19 protein-coding genes are annotated in these 20,061 nt (G+C 62.8%); 8 read left to right on the top strand and 11 right to left on the bottom strand.

Features of this window, described 5'->3' with window-relative positions:
- Positions 1 to 53 precede the first annotated feature (53 nt).
- Entirely contained in the window at positions 54 to 836 is a 783-nt protein-coding gene (locus CVS27_RS02820; RefSeq protein WP_103464223.1) for an isoprenyl transferase, read from the bottom strand.
- Between the two features lie 155 nt (positions 837 to 991).
- Between CVS27_RS02820 and trhA the strand changes: the two genes are divergently transcribed.
- Both trhA and CVS27_RS02810 read left to right on the top strand, forming a co-directional pair.
- Entirely contained in the window at positions 992 to 1,639 is a 648-nt protein-coding gene (trhA, locus tag CVS27_RS02815; protein ID WP_103464222.1) for a PAQR family membrane homeostasis protein TrhA, read from the top strand.
- A gap of 41 nt (positions 1,640 to 1,680) precedes the next feature.
- The gene (locus CVS27_RS02810) at positions 1,681 to 2,268 is read left to right on the top strand and encodes a GNAT family N-acetyltransferase (protein ID WP_103464221.1); all 588 of its coding nucleotides are present in this window, start codon (positions 1,681 to 1,683) and stop codon (positions 2,266 to 2,268) included.
- Between the two features lies 1 nt (position 2,269).
- Here CVS27_RS02810 and CVS27_RS02805 read toward each other — a convergent pair whose 3' ends face one another.
- From CVS27_RS02805 to mca, 6 genes are all read right to left on the bottom strand, one after another.
- Positions 2,270 to 3,475, bottom strand: a complete 1,206-nt coding sequence (locus tag CVS27_RS02805; RefSeq protein ID WP_103464220.1) for an ABC transporter permease — start codon at positions 3,473 to 3,475, stop codon at positions 2,270 to 2,272.
- The gene (locus CVS27_RS02800) at positions 3,472 to 4,284 is read right to left on the bottom strand and encodes an ABC transporter ATP-binding protein (protein WP_103464219.1); all 813 of its coding nucleotides are present in this window, start codon (positions 4,282 to 4,284) and stop codon (positions 3,472 to 3,474) included. The genes CVS27_RS02805 and CVS27_RS02800 overlap by 4 nt, the downstream gene beginning before the upstream one ends.
- A 2-nt stretch (positions 4,285 to 4,286) precedes the next feature.
- Positions 4,287 to 5,363, bottom strand: a complete 1,077-nt coding sequence (locus CVS27_RS02795; RefSeq protein WP_103464218.1) for a permuted SH3 domain-containing protein — start codon at positions 5,361 to 5,363, stop codon at positions 4,287 to 4,289.
- 148 nt (positions 5,364 to 5,511) lie between these two features.
- On the bottom strand, positions 5,512 to 7,671 hold the full coding sequence (locus CVS27_RS02790) for a thioredoxin domain-containing protein (RefSeq protein WP_103464217.1): 2,160 nt from the start codon (positions 7,669 to 7,671) through the stop codon (positions 5,512 to 5,514).
- 9 nt (positions 7,672 to 7,680) lie between these two features.
- A complete protein-coding gene (locus CVS27_RS21180; protein WP_370739461.1) occupies positions 7,681 to 8,034 on the bottom strand; it encodes a hypothetical protein in 354 nt (117 codons plus the stop codon).
- A gap of 57 nt (positions 8,035 to 8,091) precedes the next feature.
- Positions 8,092 to 9,000, bottom strand: a complete 909-nt coding sequence (mca, locus tag CVS27_RS02780; RefSeq protein WP_103464216.1) for a mycothiol conjugate amidase Mca — start codon at positions 8,998 to 9,000, stop codon at positions 8,092 to 8,094.
- A gap of 219 nt (positions 9,001 to 9,219) precedes the next feature.
- Between mca and CVS27_RS02775 the strand changes: the two genes are divergently transcribed.
- The 3 genes from CVS27_RS02775 (at position 9,220) to CVS27_RS02765 (ending at position 11,151) form a co-directional block, all read left to right on the top strand.
- Entirely contained in the window at positions 9,220 to 9,585 is a 366-nt protein-coding gene (locus CVS27_RS02775) for a DUF4307 domain-containing protein (protein WP_133162858.1), read from the top strand.
- Between the two features lie 152 nt (positions 9,586 to 9,737).
- A complete protein-coding gene (gene greA, locus CVS27_RS02770; RefSeq protein WP_103464214.1) occupies positions 9,738 to 10,232 on the top strand; it encodes a transcription elongation factor GreA in 495 nt (164 codons plus the stop codon).
- A gap of 310 nt (positions 10,233 to 10,542) precedes the next feature.
- On the top strand, positions 10,543 to 11,151 hold the full coding sequence (locus CVS27_RS02765; RefSeq protein WP_103464213.1) for a GNAT family N-acetyltransferase: 609 nt from the start codon (positions 10,543 to 10,545) through the stop codon (positions 11,149 to 11,151).
- Between the two features lie 228 nt (positions 11,152 to 11,379).
- Here the strand turns inward: CVS27_RS02765 and CVS27_RS02760 are convergent, their stop codons facing one another.
- From CVS27_RS02760 to CVS27_RS02745, 4 genes are all read right to left on the bottom strand, one after another.
- Positions 11,380 to 12,606, bottom strand: a complete 1,227-nt coding sequence (locus CVS27_RS02760; protein ID WP_243400025.1) for an IS110 family RNA-guided transposase — start codon at positions 12,604 to 12,606, stop codon at positions 11,380 to 11,382.
- Positions 12,607 to 13,207: 601 nt separating this feature from the next.
- Positions 13,208 to 14,446: a threonine ammonia-lyase gene (ilvA, locus tag CVS27_RS02755; RefSeq protein WP_103464211.1), complete on the bottom strand. Its 1,239-nt coding sequence runs from the start codon at positions 14,444 to 14,446 to the stop codon at positions 13,208 to 13,210.
- A gap of 64 nt (positions 14,447 to 14,510) precedes the next feature.
- Positions 14,511 to 15,701, bottom strand: coding sequence for an AI-2E family transporter (locus CVS27_RS02750; RefSeq protein WP_103464210.1), 1,191 nt, complete (start codon positions 15,699 to 15,701; stop codon positions 14,511 to 14,513).
- A gap of 118 nt (positions 15,702 to 15,819) precedes the next feature.
- A complete protein-coding gene (locus CVS27_RS02745; RefSeq protein ID WP_103464209.1) occupies positions 15,820 to 16,755 on the bottom strand; it encodes an aldose 1-epimerase family protein in 936 nt (311 codons plus the stop codon).
- 133 nt (positions 16,756 to 16,888) lie between these two features.
- Between CVS27_RS02745 and CVS27_RS02740 the strand changes: the two genes are divergently transcribed.
- Genes CVS27_RS02740 through galK form a run of 3 tightly spaced genes read left to right on the top strand, consistent with a single transcriptional unit; the run spans position 16,889 to position 20,012 of the window.
- On the top strand, positions 16,889 to 17,719 hold the full coding sequence (locus CVS27_RS02740; protein WP_103464208.1) for a DeoR/GlpR family DNA-binding transcription regulator: 831 nt from the start codon (positions 16,889 to 16,891) through the stop codon (positions 17,717 to 17,719).
- Positions 17,716 to 18,855: a galactose-1-phosphate uridylyltransferase gene (gene galT, locus CVS27_RS02735; RefSeq protein ID WP_103464207.1), complete on the top strand. Its 1,140-nt coding sequence runs from the start codon at positions 17,716 to 17,718 to the stop codon at positions 18,853 to 18,855. The genes CVS27_RS02740 and galT overlap by 4 nt, the downstream gene beginning before the upstream one ends.
- The gene (gene galK, locus CVS27_RS02730; RefSeq protein ID WP_103464206.1) at positions 18,852 to 20,012 is read left to right on the top strand and encodes a galactokinase; all 1,161 of its coding nucleotides are present in this window, start codon (positions 18,852 to 18,854) and stop codon (positions 20,010 to 20,012) included. The genes galT and galK overlap by 4 nt, the downstream gene beginning before the upstream one ends.
- Positions 20,013 to 20,061: the final 49 nt, after the last annotated feature.

The following is a 20,061-nucleotide window of genomic DNA, read 5'->3' as shown; positions in this document are numbered from 1 at the left end:
GATCCGCTGCTGATAAATCAACAGCGGATCACCATTTCAAGGTCCCGGGCAGGCTAGCTGCCGAAGCGGCGGCTGCGGCCGGCGTAGTCGCGCAGGGCCCGCAGGAAGTCGATTTTGCGAAACGCCGGCCAGAGGGCCTCACAGAAGTAAAACTCGCTGTAGGCGCTTTGCCACATCAGGAATCCGGAGAGGCGCTGCTCCCCGGAGGTGCGGATCACCAGGTCCGGGTCCGGCTGGCCGCGGGTGTACAGGAACTTGGAAATGTCATCCACGCTGAGCTGCTGCGCAACGTCCGCCATGGCACGGCCCTGCGCGTCGGCGTCGAGCAGAAGTTCACGGACGGCGTCGACAATTTCCCGGCGGCCGCCATAGCCAATGGCCATGTTGACGTGGATGCGTTCCTTGGCGGGCACGCGCGCCGTCAGCGATGAAAGCCGTGCGGCCAGGTAGTCCGGGAGAAGTTCGGGGGCGCCCATGGCGTGGACGCTGATGTCGACGTCGGCGTCGAGCAGGTCCAAGGTGTTGGCGATGATGCCCATGAGCTCATCGAGCTCTTCCTGGGAGCGGCTCATGTTGTCGGTGGAGAGCATGTAAAGTGTGACAACTTTGATGCCCAGATCCTGGCACCAGCCAAGGAATTCCAGAATCTTGTCCGCGCCCGCCTGGTGGCCCTCACTGGTGGGTGCGTTGAATTGTTTGGCCCAGCGGCGGTTGCCGTCAACCATGACACCGATGTGTCTGGGCACCGTGCTGGCATCCAGCGACCTGGCCAGGCGCCGCTCGTAATAGTTGTACAGCAGCTTTGGCATCCGCGCCGAGCCAGTAAACAGTCGCATGAATGTGCACCTGGCCTTTGCGAATAATGGCCATGTGGCCGTACGAAACTTGCTAGCTCTAGGTTACCTGCACGTGCCGCCAATTCTCACCAAGCCGAACCGGTGCTCACATTACTGCACAGTAACTTTCCTGGGTGCTGCGTTATGCTTTTTTCATGATCCCCGTTGCTGGAGAAGACCTCAAACCATCGTGGCGTGGCTGGCTGCATGCAGGAACCGCGCCGCTGGTCTTGCTTGCCGGGGTCACCCTGGTGCTGCTGGCGCCGGGCCGTGAAGCCAAGATTGCCTGCGCAATCTACGTCGTCACCGGCGTCCTGCTTTTTGGTACGAGTGCGCTATATCACCGTGGGAACTGGCCACCCAAGACCAGGGCCCTGCTCAAACGCCTGGACCACAGCAACATTATGCTGGTCATTGCCGGCTCCTACACACCCCTGTCAGCGCTGATGCTCCCCCGCCCCACTGCCACCTTGCTGCTCTGGATGATCTGGATAGGCGCCATCGCAGGTGTCCTGTTCCGCGTGGTGTGGGTCAACGCTCCCCGCTGGCTGTACGTGCCCATCTACGTTTTGCTGGGCGTCACCGCATTGTTCTTCCTGCCGCAATTCTGGGCGGCTGGGCCCGTCCCCACACTGTTGATCTGTTTGGGCGGCGCCCTGTACATTGCCGGGGCCGTGATCTACGGAATCAAGAAGCCCAACTTCAGCCACACCCACTTTGGCTTCCACGAGTTGTTCCACGCGCTCACCGTGGCGGCTTTTGCGACCCACTTTGTTGCAGTGGTCCTGGTGGTTTTTGACTAGGCGGTTTTGCTGGCCCCGCACAGCACCCCTAGGCTCGTGGCATGCCCCTCACACAAGCGCCCGCGCAGCTAAACTTTCAGTGTTTTGAGGGCCACGCCTCCCCCGTCCTGTGGACGGAGGTGGCAGCACTTTTTAGCGCAACCTTTTCGGCCGACCCCTACTTTGAAGACCCCGCCGACTTGGCCGCCATCACCGACTGGGGACCGGCTCAGCTGGCCCAACCGGGCGGGCGCCTGGTGGTGGCCCACCTAGATGGCACCGTCGCAGCCTTCGCCTTGTCCCACGGGCTGGTGGAGGATGCCCCGTGGCAGGAGATATTGGCGCTGGCCCTGGCGCCAGATGCCCGGTACCGGATGGCCGGTCCGGAAAACGTTGTGGTAATCCACGAGCTGGCGGTGGCCGCCAAGCACCGCGGCAGGGGTATCGCCAAGGAATGCGTGCGCCGGCTCCTGGCCCAACGGACAGAAACCCACGTGGTGCTGGGCGTCTATGGGCAAGCGACATCCGCCCACGCCATGTACCGGCAGTGGGGCTTCGAGGAACTTGGCACAACAACGGAGGCCGGTTCCCCCATCACGCTGCGAGTCCTGGGCCACCCGCTGCCGTGGCCGGCAGCCGGCAACCCGTGAATCAGAACCGAATAGCGTCAATGACCTTGACCCGGATGGCCACCAGTGCCGGAATGGCGCCTGCGAGCGCCCCCACCAGCACTGCCGCCCCGAGCCCAAGCAGCGCGGCCTCCACCGGAAACGCCGGATAATCTTCCAGGCCGGGAGCCACTTTCGACTCCACCCACGGGTTCTTGACAACAGCCACAGCAATCATGACGCCCACTGCGCCGGCCACGGTGGTGCCCACCACCGACTCCATCATGACGCCGGTGAAGATGCGTCCCGAGGTGGCACCAAAGCTGCGGCGGATGCCGATTTCGCGCACCCGGTAGCGCACGGTGACCATGGAAATGTTCAGCAGCCCCACGGCGCCGAGCAAAAGGATCAGGGCGGCAACGCCGGAGACCATGAGTTGCACCATGGCAAATGGGTCACCGTAGGCGGCGTAGTCGCTGCGATGCACGCTCACCTGCGCCCCGGGAAGTTGCTGGGCCAAGTCGGCGTTCAACACCGACACCAGCTGCTCAGCCATGCCGGCAGGTACCCAGATGCGCAGTTCGGGGCCCATGCCCGGCATCTGTTCTGCTGCACCTACGGCCTGTGCTGCCGCGGTCAGCATGAACGCTTGCGGCATCTCCTCCGGGTACCTATTCGGCATGACACCGATGATCACGGCGGTCGCCTTGTTCGAACCCAGCACTGTGACCTGGGGTGCCGTGGCGAGGTTCGGCCGCCCGGCCGCCGCATAGAAGGCGTCATTGACCACGACGGCGGGAGCCAGTCTGTCGGCGTCGTCCTCGGCAAACCAGCCGCCTTGGGCAATATCAACCCGGTGGATGGCACCGTACGCCGGATCAACCACTGTGAGTTGGACGGACTGGACACCACTGGGGAATTGGAACCGCCCCTGCGCCTGCGTGACGCGGGAGGCGTGGGTGAAACCGTAACGTTTCACCGTGGCCTCCAGAACACTGGCTGTCCTGTCCGCATCCGGCGCCTGGGCAGCGCTGGGGTCCGCGTAGACGGACACGCCCAGGGTTGCCTCCCTGCCGCCGTTGCGCTCGGAATCCACGCGCATGCCCTCCCTGGTCAGATTGCCCACGCCCACCACTGTGGTCAGGACGGCCACCGACAAGGCAACACCTATGAGAGCCAGCAACACGCGGGTCTTGTGGATCCGCAGCTCCGACCAAGCCTCCACCATGGTGGAGATGAGCGCCGTCATGCGCTGACCCCCATCAGGACGTCATTGACTGGCATCCCATCCGAGGAGGAAAGGACACCGGCGTCCAGGCGGTACCTGGTGCGGGCCCGTGCGGCCACATTGAGGTCATGGGTGATGGTCACCAGGGCGGCCCCGGATTCGGTGGCAATGGTGTCCAGCAGATCCATCACGGCCTGGCCCGTCTCCACATCCAAGGCACCCGTCGGTTCGTCCGCCAGAATCAGCCGGGGCCTGCGCACCAAGGCACGGGCAATCGCCACGCGCTGCTGCTCACCGCCGGAGAGCATGTGGGGCTGCGTGCCGGCCCGGGCAGCGAGTCCGACCCGGTCCAGTATCTCCATGCCAAGCGTGTTGCGCCGCCAAAATTCTTTCCGCCCCGCATAGAGCAGGGGTGTCACCACGTTTTCCAGGGCTGTACGCCCCGGCAGCAGGTTGAACTGTTGGAATACAAAACCGATGCTGGAACCGCGCAATTTTGCCCGGGTGTTGCTGCGCAGTCTTTCCACGGGGGTCCCGTCAAAGAGCATCTGGCCGCTGCTGGGCACATCGAGCAGGCCCAGGATGTTCAACAGGGTGGATTTTCCGCAACCCGAGCGCCCCACTATTGCCGTATGGTCGCCCACCCGGATTTGCAGGTCTACACCGCGCAGAATGTGCAGTTGCTGATCATCAGCCAACACCACACTGCGGGTGACGTTGCGCAAATCCACCAGCGGCGCGCTGTCATCATTGTTGTCGGCGGGGCTTTCGCCAGCCAGGTACTCTTCGTTGGCTATGTCTTCGTCGTCGTGCGTGAATATGCTCGTCATCCTCAGCCACCCATCGGGCCGATGCCGGGCATCTGCCCGTTAGGCACCGCGGCATCCATGCCGGGCACAAACTCCAGCACCTGTTCGCCCTCGGCCAGCCCGGAACTGATCTCGACCTTGTCGCCGTCGTTCAGTCCCAACACCACCGGGCGCTCCTGCGGTACCCCGTTCCCGTCGACGGCGGGAACCCAGACCACCCCGTTCTGCACAGTGCCCTTGACGGCAGTCAGCGGCAGTGTCAACACGTCTTTCGCTTCACCGGCGGTCAGGGTGATGGTTGCACCCAGCCCGGCGAACACTGCCGTCCCGGCGGGGACGGCGCAGGTGACTTGGCCTGCGCCGCTCTCAGCGGGTGCCACCGGCTCAATGGGCCCCACCATGGCCGCTGGCACCATTGAGGCCCCAACACCGCCAGTGTCCTGGGTCTTCTTGTTACCCAATTGAACGTTGCTGCAGGTGAAGGGTGCCGGGCCGGTAGTGATGGTGCCGGTGGCCGTGGCTGGCTTGCCCAGGAGACGGAATTGCTGGGCCGTGGTCAAGGCTCCTGTGATGGAGAAGGTGCCCGGGCTGACTGAGCCGGCGTTGTCCCCCACACTGACCTCCTGGTTCAACAGCAGTGCCAGGGTTTCCAAGGTACCGGCCACGGGGGCCAGCACATCAGTGTATGTGTAGCTCGGAGCCGCTGGCAGGGCTTTCGCCGTGTCCGCCGAGGCGCCGTCGTCCGTGGTAGCCGCAGCGGTGCTGGGATCGGGGACTACTTCGCTGCGGATCTGAAGGATGCGGTCCCCTGCGGCCAGCTGGGCACCCTTGTCAACGAAGAAGAACACCACTTTGCCCGCCGCGGTGGCACGCACGGGCACGGCAGCATCACTTTGCACCGTTCCAGCCAGTTCCACCGTGTTGGTCACGGTGGCACGGTTTGCCGCAATGACGGGTGCCGCGATCTGGGCTTGGGGCACCAGCTGTTCGCCGTCGTTCCTAAGCCCGTCAATGAAGGCCAACTTGACCAAAGCCAAGGCTATGACGGCAAAAATCAACACCCACACAATTGGAAAAATGACACGGCGCAGTACACGCATTTCTGGTTTCCTTCTTCGAATCTCCCCACAGATCCCCGGACGGAGAAGTGTTCTCAACAATCTAGCCGAGCGCGGCGGATTGTGTGGGATGGCTCTCAGGCGCAGCAAAAAAATTCGCCCAGGCCCACGGCAGCCGGCAGGCAACCCGTCAGGACAGCAGCGCGGCTAGTTCCTGCGGGGTGGCAACGGGCCGGGCGCACACCATGTTCCGGCAGACATAGCCCAGCGGCTGGCCGCCACCGGCGGGTTCACCGGACAGCCCTCGGCCCTCAAACAGGGGCACCGGCGCCGGGCCAACACCATCCCACACAGCTATCGCGGCGCCCGGTGAGGTGGCCAGCCACGCCTGCCGCACCAGGGCGTCACGTTCCGGACCGGCTGGACCCACAATGGCCACCTCCAGCGGCCCTGCCATCTGGGCCTGGGCCACCGCGAGCAGTCCACCTGCTGCCCGCGGCGCCCGGCGCGCCAGGTCCGGCAACGATGCCAGCAGCCCCTCCGCCAGACTTCGATGGTGTCTGGATCCGGTGTATGCGGCCCACGTTGTCAACGCCTGCGCCAGCAGCGCCACCCCACTGGCGCTCGCATTGTCGAAGGGATCGGCATACTTGGATCCCGCCAAAGCGTTCTCCGCCGCATTGTTCAACACCACGCCGTCGACCATGAATTCCGTTTCGAGTGCGCCCATCAGGGTCCCGGCAAACTCAAAGAACCGCTGCTCCCCCGTGGCCGCATACAAGGACAGGAAACCGTTGGCACAGGAGGCGTAATCCTCCAGCAGCCCCTTGATGCCGCGCGCCCGGCCATCGTGGGACACCCTGAACAGCTGCCCAGACCAGTGGGCTGCGTGCAGGTACTCCCCAAGTTCGACGGCGGCAGCCAGGTAGTCCGCCCGGTCCAGGACCATGGCGGCCTCGACAAGTGCGGAGAGCAACTGCCCGTTCCACGCGGCAACCACTTTGTCGTCCCGGGCCGGCATGGTCCGCTGTTCGCGCCGGCGCAGCAAGGCCGGAATGATCATGTTCCAGGCGTCGCGCTCGTGGGAGTCCAAGGGGCGGCCCGGATGGAAAGGTGCTGTTCCCGTGCCCGGGATGTTCATGAACCCGGCAACCAACCGTGCCAGACGTCCAGCCTCGTCCTGCCCGCTGGCTGGGCCCACTGATTCCAGGGCTGCCGCGTTCAGCTCAGCCATGCTCCACTGATAGCTGGCCCCCTCGTGGTGCACCCCGTCAATCACGGTGTCGGCGTCCAGTGATGAGGCAAAGGCGCCGCCGGGCAGCCGCAATTCGTCCATGAGCCAGGTGATGGTTGCTTGCGCCGCGCCGCGGGCATCCGCAACACTCAGCGCCTGCGGTTGACCCGCCGTCGGCCCGGCAGCTGGCAGCGCCTGGGCCAGCCTGATCCAATGCACCAGCGCCTGCAGCAGGCCTGCGTTGTCGTAGAGCATTTTTTCGTAGTGCGGTTCAGACCAATCCGCGCTGACGCTGTACCGGGCAAAGCCGCCGCCCACCTGGTCGAAAAGGGCCGAGTTGACCATGGCCGCCAGGGTTCGCCCGGCCAGGCCCAACGCTTCTCTGCCCGTGGCGGTGGTGTCATGGGCGGCACACCGCAGCAGGAATTCCAGGGCCGGGGTGGGCGGAAACTTGGGCGACGTGCCAAATCCGCCGTGCTCAGGATCCTCGGCATGAGCCAGGGCGGCCACGGCAGCCTGCGCCACAGCTCCCCCATCGGCTGCTGGTGTGGAAGAAAGTTCGACGGCGGATGGCTCACCCGCCGCTTGGTCGGGGGCGGCAGCGGCGCGAACCTGCCACAGCGGCGCTGACAACGCCTCGGCCAGCTCGTTGGCTGTGCGTTCCACCTCCGGCCGGCGTTCACTCCACGCCTCATGGACTGCTGTGAGCAGCTGCACAAAGGATGGCCGTCCGGGGCTTGGCTGGGGCGGGAAATACGTCCCGGCATAAAAGGCGCGCCCGTCCGGGGTGAGAAATACGCTCATGGGCCAGCCGCCCTGGCCGCTGAGGGCTTGTGTAGCCGCCATATAGGCGTCGTCCACGTCGGGGCGTTCCTCCCGGTCCACCTTGATCGAGACAAAGTGTTGCTTCAGATATTCACCCACCGCGGGGTCCTCAAAGGACTCCCCCGCCATGACATGACACCAATGGCACGCGGCGTAGCCCACAGACAAGAAAATGGGTACATCGCGTGCCAGTGCTTCGGCAAAGGCAGCAGCATCAAACGGCTGCCAGTCCACCGGGTTTTGCGCGTGCTGGCGGAGGTAAGCGCTTGGTTCACCCGCCAGCCTGTTCATGGCGAAAGTCTACTTCGCGTCCGTTTCGGGAGCGGCGCCTGTTTCCTTGCCCACGGCGGGAGCCGGGCGGGGCGCTGGAACGGTGGTCTCGGCGTCGTCCCTCATGATGGGAATGCCCATGTACTCGGCATCCGGGCCATGCGAACCGCCCGCATGGCCTTCCTCAACCTGGGCCCGGTAACGGACGCGGCGAATGCGCTTGACCATGTCGCGAATCAAAAAGAACATGACGATCACAATGCTGAAGGTCACAACAAAACCCAGCAGGCCGGGCGTGATCTGGTCCTCGGTAAGCCCCGGGCGCAGGCCGCCGGGCGTGGGAACTGCGGGGTCAGTGGTGGCAAGCAAAATCAAAGTGTGCACAATCCGTCTTTCGTTTCATCCCCGGCAGGCGTGGTGCCAGCGGGAAACGTCCACTATCTATCGTAGGCCAGCAAAGAGGTCACTTTCGGGCAGAGCGGTGGGAACGCGGGAGCTAATCAGCGAATAGTCCTCCCACGGCCACACTTTGCGCTGCATGGCCGGGCTTACGGCAAAGAAGAAACCGTCGGGGTCCACCTGGGTTGCATGGGCGCGCAAGGCGTCGTCACGTTTTTCAAAGTAGTCGCCACAGTCAATCTGGGTGGTGGTGGGGTGCTTGCTGACGGGCATGGAGTGGCCCTCGGAGTCGGTTTCCAGCCAGGCGGCAAGCCGTTCCGCATAGGGAGAGGTCAGGCCTGCCTCCTCCAAGGCGAAGTGGAGGGCACGGAACCGCTGCGGGTTGAAAGCCAGATCGTAGTAGAGCTTGGACGGCTCCCACGCCTCGCCGGTGCCGGGGTACAAGTCGGGATCCCCGGCGGCGTTGAACGCCTCCACGGTGATTTTGTGCGCCATGATGTGGTCCGGGTGCGGGTAGCCACCGTTTTCGTCATAGGAGATGATGACGTGGGGCCTGAACCGGCGCACCAGGCGCACCAGCGGCGCGGCCGCAATCTCCAGGGGCTTGAGCGCAAAGCAGTTGGCCGGCAGCTCCGGCAGGGGGTCCCCCTCGGGCAGTCCGGAGTCCGTGAATCCCAACCACTGCTGGGAAATGCCCAGGATGTTGGCGGCGTTGGCCATTTCCAAGCGGCGTGCGCCACCCATGTCGCGGGAGGGATGGGGCGCGCCAAGGAGGGCGGGGTTTTGAATGTCGCCGCGCTCTCCGCCAGTGCAGGTAGCCACCATCACCTCGACGCCGGCGGCGGCGTAGGAGGCCATCATGGCGGCGCCCTTGCTGGCCTCGTCGTCGGGATGGGCATGAACTGCCAAAAGTCGCAGCGGCTCCGCTGCAGTGCGCTCATTGCCGTTCATGGGGGTTACCTTCATTTCTGTGACAACTATCTGTGACAACCAGGGGGCAAAATTCCCTGATCAAATAAACGCTAAACTTGTCTAAGTCCAACGCCTTCATCAACTGTGGGCGGCCAGGCCACGGGACCCGTGGAACAGACACAAGTGGATGCAGTGACAAACTCAGATTCTCCAGCAGCTACAAGCCTAACCAATCGCTACGGCACACCCAAGCGGATCATGTCCAAGCGAAGCAAACTCATTCTGCTCGTCGTGGCCGGTGCGCTGTCCCTGACATGGGTTTTGTGGGTTGTTATTGGCGGCAATACGGGCATTTCCCAAAAAATCCTTAGCTACAACGTGGCAGACGGCACCATGACAACGGTGGACCTGGCTGTGACGAAGGACCCCTCGGCCACGGCCAAGTGTGCCCTTAAAGCCATGAATGACAGCTACGCCGTGGTGGGCTGGAATGTTGTCACGGTGGGCCCCAATGCCAAGGATGCCGGCTCGGAGAATGGCCGCACCACCACCGTGCGCGGCGAGATCCGGACCGACTCGCTGGCAGTCACCGGCGTGGTGGAAAACTGCTGGCTGGTCAAGTAGACGTAACACGCACCACGTCGATTCTTGGGTTTATCCCCCTTATTGACTAAACTAGACCCTATTACCTTCTGCCCCGCTTGGTTTCCAGCTCTTTTTACGCGCCGGACCACCTGTAGCGGGGCCTTTGCTTTTGTACATTCAAGGAGAATTTCGTGGCTACTACTAACAGTGCGCCCCCCTCTGCATGGCTGACCCAGGAAGCTTTTGACCGCCTCCAGGCCGAGCTGATCCAGATGTCCGGTCCCGGCCGCGCCGAAATCGTCAGCAAGATTGAACAAGCCCGCCAGGAAGGCGACTTGAAGGAAAACGGCGGCTACCACGCTGCCAAGGACGAGCAGGGCAAGATCGAAGCCCGCATCCGTCAGCTCAGCGAAATGCTGCGCTACGCCCGCGTGGGCGAGGCCCCGGCCGACGACGGCATCGTGGAGCAGGGCATGGTGGTGGTTGCCACCATCGCAGGAGATGAAACCACCTTCCTGCTGGGCAGCCGCGAAGTGGGTGCCGGGGACCTTGATGTGTTCAGCGAACGCTCAGCCCTGGGCGAGGCCATCATGGGTTCCAAGGTGGGCGATAAGGTCAGCTACCTTGCCCCCAACGGCAAGAACATTGACGTGGAGATCCTCTCCGCCAAGCCGTACAAGGGCTAACACCCGCACTTGGGCAACTGACCCGCAGTAGTGGTCGAAAAAACGCGATTTCGCGGTGTTTTTCGACCACTACTGCGGGTCAGTTGATGCTCCTATAGGTGTCAAATGGTGTTGTGAGCTGCTTGATCGGTTAGCCAATGTCTGTAGCGCGCGGCAACTTCGACGTTACGGATGAGCCCTCATTCCAGCCTGGATATTTTGGACGGTCAGTGACCGAGCGCATGGGCTGCCTCGTGATGGTGAAACCATGCCAGGCTGTTGCGCCACGCTAATGGGCGTACCTCCCCCTCGAGTCGGCTAGGGTTTTCCCATGACTGTTATTGCACCGGTAACCCTGCGCGGAAAGTACGTCACCCTGGAGCCGTTGAGCCTGGATCACCACGACAGACTGGTCGAGGCGGCATCTGACGGCGAGTTGTGGAACCTTTGGTACACTACGGTGCCGCGCCCAGACGACATGAAAGCGGAGATCGACCAACGACTGGCAGCACAGAATGCCGGGACCGAACTGTCCTTCACGACGCGGCTGAACGACCCTGCGACAGGGGAACCTGGTCGGGTGATCGGTCTGACCAGCTACTACGCCATTGATCTTGAAGTGCCGCGATTGGCCATCGGTTCCACATGGAATGCAGCCAGCGCCCAGGGCACGGGGACAAATCCCGACAGCAAACGATTGTTGCTCGAACATGCGTTTGTGACCCTAGGCTGTGAGGTCGTGGAATTCCACACCCACTGGATGAACACGCAGTCCCGGGAAGCGATCGCCAGGCTCGGTGCCAAGCAGGACGGCATTCTGCGCGCACACCGCCGGCTGGCCAATGGCAGCCTGCGCGACACCGTAGTCTTTTCCATCACCGCCTCCGAGTGGCCACAAGTCCGCAGCGGGCTCGACTTCCGCCTCGCCAAAAGACGCTGACCTGAAGGGAACACCAGCGCTAAAGGGCCGTCAACGCGCTCCTGCTTGCCTGGGACATAGGCCGGAGGGCCCAATCGAACGGCACATCGAGCACGGCTGGCGGTAGGTTTCCAACGCCGCGAGGCCTCTAGCCATCATGAGGATCTCGGCAAGATTACGATCCTGGGTGTAGAGCCCTCGATGTCATCGGACCTCAAGATGAATCGTCCCTGGATCGTTTTATAGGTGTCAAATGGTGTTCTGGGCTACTTGATCTGTTAGCCACTGTCTGTAGCGCGTGGCCAGGTCGTCGTTGCGGATGATTCCTCGTTCCAGACTGGATATTTTGGAAGGCCAATGACCGAGCGCGTGGGCTGCGGTCGTGATCGTGATGCCGAGCTCTGTGCGCAGCTGGCGCAGATCGGCGTTATTTGGTGCCGGCTGAGGGTTAGTGATCTGGTGATAAATTTCCCGGGCGGCGTAGCGTTTGAGGCATCGAATGGTCTCTCGCTTACTCTTGCCCTCTGCTGTGCGCTTGAGGACGTAGTCCTTGGTCCTCTGACACGAGCTCATACGCACCAACACCATCTGATGCAGGGCGCGGTTGGCGTTTCGATCACCGCCTCTGCTGAGCCGGTGACGGGTCGTTTTCCCGGATGAGGCCGGTACGGGAGCAACCCCGACAAGAGCAGCAAATTGGGCTTCGCTTCCAAGACGATCCGGGTTATCGCCGACAGTGACCAGCAGCTGGCTGGCTACTTCTGTTCCGACGCCTGGAAGGTCACAGAGCATGGGTGCGTAGCTGTTCAGGATCTCCTTCATGGCTGCATCGGCTGAGTCGATTTCAGCTGAAAGGGAGTGACATCGTGTTGCCAGGGCTTTCAAAGTCAGCAGGCATACGTACTCAGTGTCGGCGACATGGCCTGTAGGCCTGGAACGCTGCAGTGCAGTGATCAGCGCCGGAGTTCCCAGTCCTCGGTATTTCGCACGGAGTCTGTCCGGGGCCGAAACAAGAAGACCCTTGATCTGATTGATTGCTGCGGTGCGGGCTTTCATTGCTGAGTTCCGTCCAGCACGCAGCATACGCAGGCACTCAACAGGGCCGTCTTTGGCCTTCGGGATCGCGGTAGCTCGTCCGTCGAGTACAGCTTGAGCGGCTTGGTAGGCATCCAGAGGATCAGATTTGCCCTTCAGCCGGCGCTCAGCCCTGTTTGGGCGGTTTACTTCTAGGACGCGAATCCCTTCGCCACGCAAGGTTCTGGCGATTTCTGCCCCGTATGATCCCGTGCCTTCAACACCTACCGCGACAACAGTGCCAAAGGCAGCGATGAATTCCACCACCTTCTGATATCCGGAACCGACAGCCAGGAATTCTCGGTCCGCAAGGGGTTTGCCATATTCGTTGATCACGGCCACATGGTGCGTATCGGCATGGGTATCGATGCCCGCGATGACTCTGGTCTGTTTGTTTACCAAGATGGTGACGCCCCTCATTCACGTGCTCAAAAGCTGATGAATGGGCGCAGACCAGGTGGGCAGACAAAACGGTAATGGGAATGAACGAATCAGGCTCCTATGAAGTCATGTCCGCCTGGCCAACACCCTTTTGACGGAACTTGGACCAGCAGACAGATCAACAGGAAGACAGAGCCAGAGGCCCGTCAGTTTTTTGGAGAGTCATGCCGGCCCAAGACCGTTTTCAGTATTACCGTTTTTTGGGCCCTCGCGGGTGGGAGGGCGTGGGGGCTAGTGGACCACTATGGGCTGGAAGCCTTCGGCGCGCATGCCGCCGGGGGACATTGGCTATGCGCACCACTGACACCGGGCAGCGCGCCAGTGACTCAGCTGCGCCTCGCTGGCAGCTGGTGCGGCGCAGGGCCAAAGTCCCGGGACCCCAAATGGGCACTATGCGCCCTACCCGCTCCCAGGACTGCGCATAAACCCCGGCATCACCTGTTCCCGACCCACTGCCCCAACCGCCCAAGAACTGACCCGCAGTAGTGGTCGAAAAACGCCGCGAAATCGCGTTTTTTCGACCACTACTGCGGGTCAGTTGCTTTTTGGGAGGGCGTGGGGGCTAGTGGACCACTATGGGCTGGAAGCCTTCGGCACGCAGCGCCGTCAGGACCAGTTCACAGTGGTCGTGCCCCTTGGTTTCCAGGTTCACGGTGATGGAGACATCGCCCATGGAGATGGATCCGCCCACACGGGTGTGGTCCACACCGGTGACGTTGGCGTCGTTCTCAGCAATGATGCGTGAAATGGTGGCCAGCGAACCCGGTCTGTCATTGAGCATCATGCGCACCGTCAGGAAACGCCCCGCGGCAGCCAGACCGCGTTGGATGACCTTGAGCATGAGCATCGGGTCAATGTTGCCGCCGGAAAGGATGATGGCCGTAGTGCCAGGGTTCTCGATCTTGCCTTCCATGATCGCGGCAACACCCACCGCACCGGCCGGCTCCACCACCATCTTGGAGCGCTCCAGCAAGAAGATCAAGGCCCGCGCCAGGGCGTCTTCGCTGACGGTGACAACGTCGTCCACCAGTTCGCGGATGATCGAGAACGGCAGCTGACCGGGCCGGCCCACAGCAATGCCGTCGGCCATGGTGGAAACCTTCTTCAAAGGAACCAGGGCATCGGCGGCCAGAGAGGGCGGGTACGCTGCAGCGTTCTCCGCCTGGACGCCAATGACACGGATTTCCCGGCCCAGCTCCTTGGCCCGGGCCTTGACAGCCACGGCCACGCCAGCCAACAGGCCGCCACCCCCAACACCCATGATGATGGTGTCCACATTGGGCACCTGGTCAAGGATTTCCAAACCGATGGTGCCCTGCCCCGCCACCACGTCAACATTGTTGAAGGGGTGCACAAAGACGGCACCGGTCTCGTTGGCGTAACGCTCGGCCTCGGCCAGGGACTCATCAACGTTGAAGCCGTGCAGCACCACTTCGGCGCCGTGTCCGCGGGTGGCGGCAAGCTTGGGCAAGGCAACACCCACGGGCATGTAGATCCGGGCCTTGATGCCCAGTGCCTTCGCAGCGACGGCCACGCCTTGGGCGTGATTTCCGGCCGACGCCGCCACAACGCCGCGAGCCCGTTCTTCCGGCGTCAACCGTGCCATGCGGACGTACGCGCCACGAACCTTGAAGGACCCCGCACGCTGCAGGTTCTCGCACTTGAAAAACACCTCGGAACCCGTCAACCGGCCCAGCGCCCGCGAACTCTCAATGGGTGTGAGCGCAATAATCTCCGTCAACAACTCCCTTGCCTGTTCTACATCTGCAAGGGTGACGGGGAGATCGCTTGATGCGTTCACGGTACTTTTCTCTTTCTCTACGGAATCTCGATGATGCAAAAACGTGGTGCGCCGCTGGGGCACCTTAGGGTTTGTCTGGGCCGTGTTCGACGTCGGACGGGGCCTCGGGTGCCGGTGGCCCAGCGGGCACGGGGGTGAGCCCGTATATATCGGGAAGCAGGGGATCGTTCTCCCAGCCCCGTTCGGCTATGTAGCGGATAAAGGAATTGGTCACCGCCAGCAGCGGGACGGCAAAGAGTGCGCCCAGGATGCCGGCAACACCTGAACCGGCGGCAACTGCCAGGATCACAGCGACCGGGTGCAAATTCACAGCCCTGCCCATGATGAAGGGCTGGAGGAGGTGGCTTTCCAGCTGCTGGACGGCCAAAACAATGGCGAGCATGATCAAGGCGTTGACCCAGCCGTTGGCCACAAGGGCCAGCAACACGGCCACGGCCCCTGTCACCAGGGCACCCACCACGGGGATGAACGAGCCCACGAACACCAGCACGCCCAGCGGCAGCGCCAGCGGGACCTGGATGATGGCGGCACCAACACCAATGCCCACGGCATCAACAGCTGCCACGAGGATTTGCACCCGCGCATAGTTGCCCAGTGAGCGCCAGCCGCGGCGCCCGGCACCATCCACTGCGGGGCGGGCCCGGAGCGGGAAGAACTTCACAATGAAGGCCCAAATGTCTTGGCCTTCCAGGAGGAAGAACAGCAGGATGAAAAGTGTGAGCAGCAGCCCGGCCGCAAAATGGGTGAAGCCGCTGCCAAAGCCAAGCGCGCCGGAGATGATGGTGCTGGAATTGTTTTGCACCGCGGCAAGGGCCTCGTTGAGGTACTTGTTGATTTGGTCGTTGCTGATGCCCAGTGGGCCGTTGGTCAACCACTCCTGGATCTTAATCACGCCTTGGATGGCTTGCTCGCTCAGGGCGGAGAAGCCTGTCACCATTTGCCGGCCCACCAGGAACAAACCGCCCAGCACAACGACGATCAGCCCCACTTCGGCGATCGCCACGCTCAGGCCTTGCGGAAGGCCAATTTTCTTCAAGCCGCGCACCAATGGCCGCAGCAGGGAGGCAAGGATGGCCGCCAGCATGACGGGGATGATCAGGATGGTAATTTGGCTCAGCAGCCACACCAGCATGGCCGAAACCAGCAGGATTGCTCCCACCCGCCAGGACCATGCTCCGGCCACACGCATGCCAAAGGGGACCACCGAAGCGTCCTGTGGTGAATTGCGCTCTTGTTCGTGCTGTGAGGGCGTCATAAACCAATAATTCCCTATGGGGCAAAAATACGTTAAACGGTGTCCATTGTCAGCGTGGCGCAGCACCCGCTCCAGCACCCGCTCCAGCACCCTCACAGCACGTCATCGCGGCGTCCTGCTACACGTCCAGCTGGGCGTCAATCCCCCAGTTCATGGTGAATGACTCCCCCGGCGCGAGCCATTTCAGGCCGTCGCCGGAATTGAAGGCATTGGCCGGGCCCGTCATGGGTTCCATGGCAACAGCAAGGGAACGTCCCGGGAACACATCGGTGATGTACACATGGACGTAGGAGACAGTGCCGTCGTGGAACAAACTCACGCTGCGACCGTCGGGAGCCTGCAGCGTGTGCCGGGCGACGCCGTCGTCCGTCAGCAAATCCGTGAAGCACGTATCCATCAAGGACTCCGGGACCGCCTTGCCGCCGCGCAGGTCAAAACGCCCGGAGACGGCGGCCGTGCCCGTGGGAATCATGCGGCTGTTGGTGCTCAGGGCACTCCCGGCGTTGACAGTGATCCGCAGTTCCTGGGGCGCAACCGTGCCAAGGGTGAAGTAGGGGTGGGCGCCCAGCACAAACGGCGCACGCCGCTGTGAATCGTTGATCAGCGTCTGGGCAACACGCAACTCCCCCGAAGCGCCCAGCTCGTAGCGGACCTGATGCCGGGCCAGAAACGGGTAGCCATGCTGGGGGTGGATGGTGGCCTCCAGCAACACATGCGTGGGACTGTACTCCAACGCCGTGTAGCCCACGTTGCGCAACAATCCGTGGATGGCGTTGTTGCGCGGGACCTCGGTGATATCCAGCTGCTGCGGCACGCCGTCGAGCTCCCACAGCCCCCCATCCACGCGGTTTGCGAACGGCGCCAAGGTGATTCCGGCGGCCCCGGGGGCAATGAAATCCAGAGGATAGCTCTCCACCAGGGCCACCCCACCCTTGTCATAATGGCGCAGGCCCGCAGCCAGTGAGGTAATAATGGCGGTAGCATCCCCACGCGCCAAGGTGAACTGTGTTCCTGTGGCCGCCCGGATTCCCGCGGTTTCAATGGGAGTTGTCATGGGGATTAGATTACCGCCTCAGCCGCACAGAAATTGTTCTATTTCGCGCCGTTGACTGCACAAACACCCTCGACTAATGTAATATTTTGTTTGAAAACTATTTATTTTGATCATTTCGAGTGGAGGGTTTCCCATGCTGGCACCGGAACGGCAGGCACGCATCCTGAAGGAACTTCAACTTCATGAGGCTGTGCGCGTTGCAGACATTGCAGCAACCCTCAACGTGAGTGAAATGACCATCCGGCGTGACATTGAGGCGCTGGACCACAACGGACTGGCCCGCAAGATCCATGGCGGCGCCATGCGCCTTGCCCGCTTGAGTGCGTTGGAGCCCGGCTTCCTGCTCAACGTCGACAAGCAGCTCGACGGCAAACTGGCCATCGCCGTCCAGGCCTTGGCCTTGATCCAGCCCGGCATGACAGTGGCCATGACAGGCGGCACCACCACCTACCAACTGGCCGTGCTGCTGGCACCTGAGCTGGAACGGTTGCGCAACCTCACGGTGGTCACCAATTCCTTGAAGGTTGCCGAACTTTTGTACCGCCAACAAGGCAGCTCCGATCTGAAGGTCATTGTCACAGGCGGTGAGCGCACGCCGTCGGAAGCCCTTGTAGGCCCCGTGGCGCGCCTGGCCCTGGGCAGTCTTAACACGGATATTTGCTTCATGGGCGTCCACGGCCTGGATTCACAGCGCGGTTTGAGCAGCCCCAACTGGCTGGAAGCCGAAACCAACGCGGCGTTCATCGAGGGCACCACGCGCCTGGTCATCCTGGCCGACAGCACCAAGTTCCAGGTCCGTTCACTGGCCTCCATTGCGCCCATGAGCGCCGTGGACACCATCATCACCGACAGCTCCGTCAGCCACGTCACCGCCGAACAGTTCACCCCGCTGGTTCAGCACTTCATCAAAGCCCCGTCAGCCGCTGCACCGTCAGCGGCCGCTCCCATCAGGAAGTCCTCATGACCATTGCTACAACAACGCTTCTCGCCGATGGCCGGGAGCTCATCTATTTTGACGACGGCGGTTTGGCCAAGGCCCATGTTGGCGTTGACACCCGTCCGCTGGACGCCCGCTCGGAGGAAAACACCGGCGAGCTGCGCTTTGACGCGCTGACCGGCGACTGGGTGGCCATCGCCGCGCACCGGCAAACACGCACCTACCTGCCTCCTGCGGACCAGTGCCCGCTGTGCCCCACCACGGGGGCGAATCTTTCCGAAATTCCCGACGCCGACTACGACGTCGCGGTGTTTGAGAACCGATTCCCGTCGCTGGGCCCGGCCGTTGGGGCCATTGAGGCCAGCCCCGGTTGGGGAACCACGGGACGGGCCTTTGGCCGGTGCGAGGTGGTTGCCTTCACCCCGGAGCACACAGGCTCCTTTGGCGGGCTTTCCACCGAGCGCGCCCGCACAGTCATCGATGCGTGGGCACACAGGACAGAGGCACTCAGTGCACTGCCCGGCGTCAAACAGGTTTTCCCCTTTGAAAACCGCGGCCAGGACATTGGCGTGACCTTGCACCACCCGCACGGCCAAATCTACGCGTACTCCTATGTGCCCCCGCGCAGCGAGGTCATGGCCACGGCAGCACGGAAGTTCTTTGACACGCACAACGGTCAGGCAACCTTGCTGGGTGACATTGTGGCCAAGGAGTCCGAATCCGGTGAGCGCATGATCGCCCAGGGCGAGCATTTCAGCGCCTATGTGCCCTTTGCGGCGCACATGCCCCTGGAAATTCATCTGACCCCGCACCGCCACGTCCCGGACTTTACCGCCCTGAATGACGCCGAGCGTGATGAACTGGCGGTCATGTACCTTGACGTGCTGCGGCGCCTGGACAACCTGTATGACACGCCCACCCCGTACATTGCCGCCTGGCACCAGGCACCCCTGGATGCGCATCTACGCCCCGCGGGCCGCTTCCACCTGGAGCTCACTTCGCCGCGCCGGGCAGCCGACAAGCTGAAGTTCCTGGCCGGCTCCGAGGCAGCCATGGGCGCCTTCATCAACGACACCACACCGGAGCAAACCGCCGCCGTTCTGCGCGGCACCTCCACGGCTGTGCGCAGCAACGCCGACACAATGAAAGCAGGATTGGCATGAGTGCGTCCATCGACGCAGCCCACGTGGCTAAGGCATTTGAGGAAACATTTGGCGCTGCGCCCCAGGGTGTCTGGGCAGCGCCGGGCCGGGTAAACCTCATTGGTGAGCACACCGACTACAACGAAGGCTTTGTGCTGCCGTTCGCCATTGACCGTGCCGCGGCGGTGGCCATCCGTTTGCGTGATGACAACATTGCCCAGCTGCGTTCCAGCTACGGCGCCGAGGGCACGGTGAGCGTGGATCTGGACACCCTCTCGCATGACACCATGACCGGCTGGACAGCATACCCGTTGGGCGTTGTGTGGGTCATGCGCCAGATGGGCATCACCATTGGCGGCTTTGACCTGTACCTGCACTCAACCGTGCCCTCCGGGGCGGGTCTGTCGTCTTCGGCCGCCATTGAGTGCGCCGTTGCCACAGCCTTCAACGAGCTGGAATCGGCCGGGCTGAGCCCCAACGAGCTGGTTCTGGTGGGCCAGCGTGCCGAGAACGAAGTGGTGGGCGCGCCCACCGGCATCCTGGACCAGTCGGCGTCGTTGCTGTCCACCGACGGCCACGCGGTGTTCCTTGACTGCCGCACGCAGGAATCCACACTGGTGCCGCTGGACTTGGCTGCCGCTGGCCTGCTCATCCTGGTGGTCGACACCAAGGTCAGCCACGCGCATGCAACCGGCGGCTATGCTGCCCGCCGCGCTTCCTGCGAGCTGGGTGCCGAGGTACTTGGCGTGGCCGCCCTGCGCGACGTTGTCGCCGCGGACCTGCCCGAAGCCGCGGGCCTGTTGGACGACGAGACATACCGGCGCGTACGCCACATTGTCACCGAGAACCAGCGCGTGCTGGACACCATTGTTGTGTTGGACGACGCCGGCCCGGCCGCCATTGGTGCCTTGCTCACCGCCAGCCACGTGTCGATGCGCGATGACTTTGAGATCTCCTGCCCCGAGCTGGATCTTGCCGTGGACACCGCCCTGGCCCATGGTGCCCTCGGTGCACGCATGACCGGCGGCGGCTTTGGCGGATCCGCGATCGCCCTGATCCCGGCCTCGGTAAAAGCCACGGTCCGCGCCAGTGTTGTGCAGGCCTTTGCTGACGCTTCCTTCACGGCCCCGGACATCTTTGCCGTTTCCCCGGCCCCGGGTGCGCGCAGGGTCCGGTAAAACCACAACTAGCCCGCAGTAAACGGCGAAAATTCACGATTTTGACGTG

Source organism: Arthrobacter glacialis (genome assembly GCF_002909445.1).
Lineage (GTDB): Bacteria > Actinomycetota > Actinomycetes > Actinomycetales > Micrococcaceae > Specibacter > Specibacter glacialis.
Note: the sequence above shows the minus strand (reverse complement) of the source record. Positions and strands in the feature narration are given on the sequence as shown.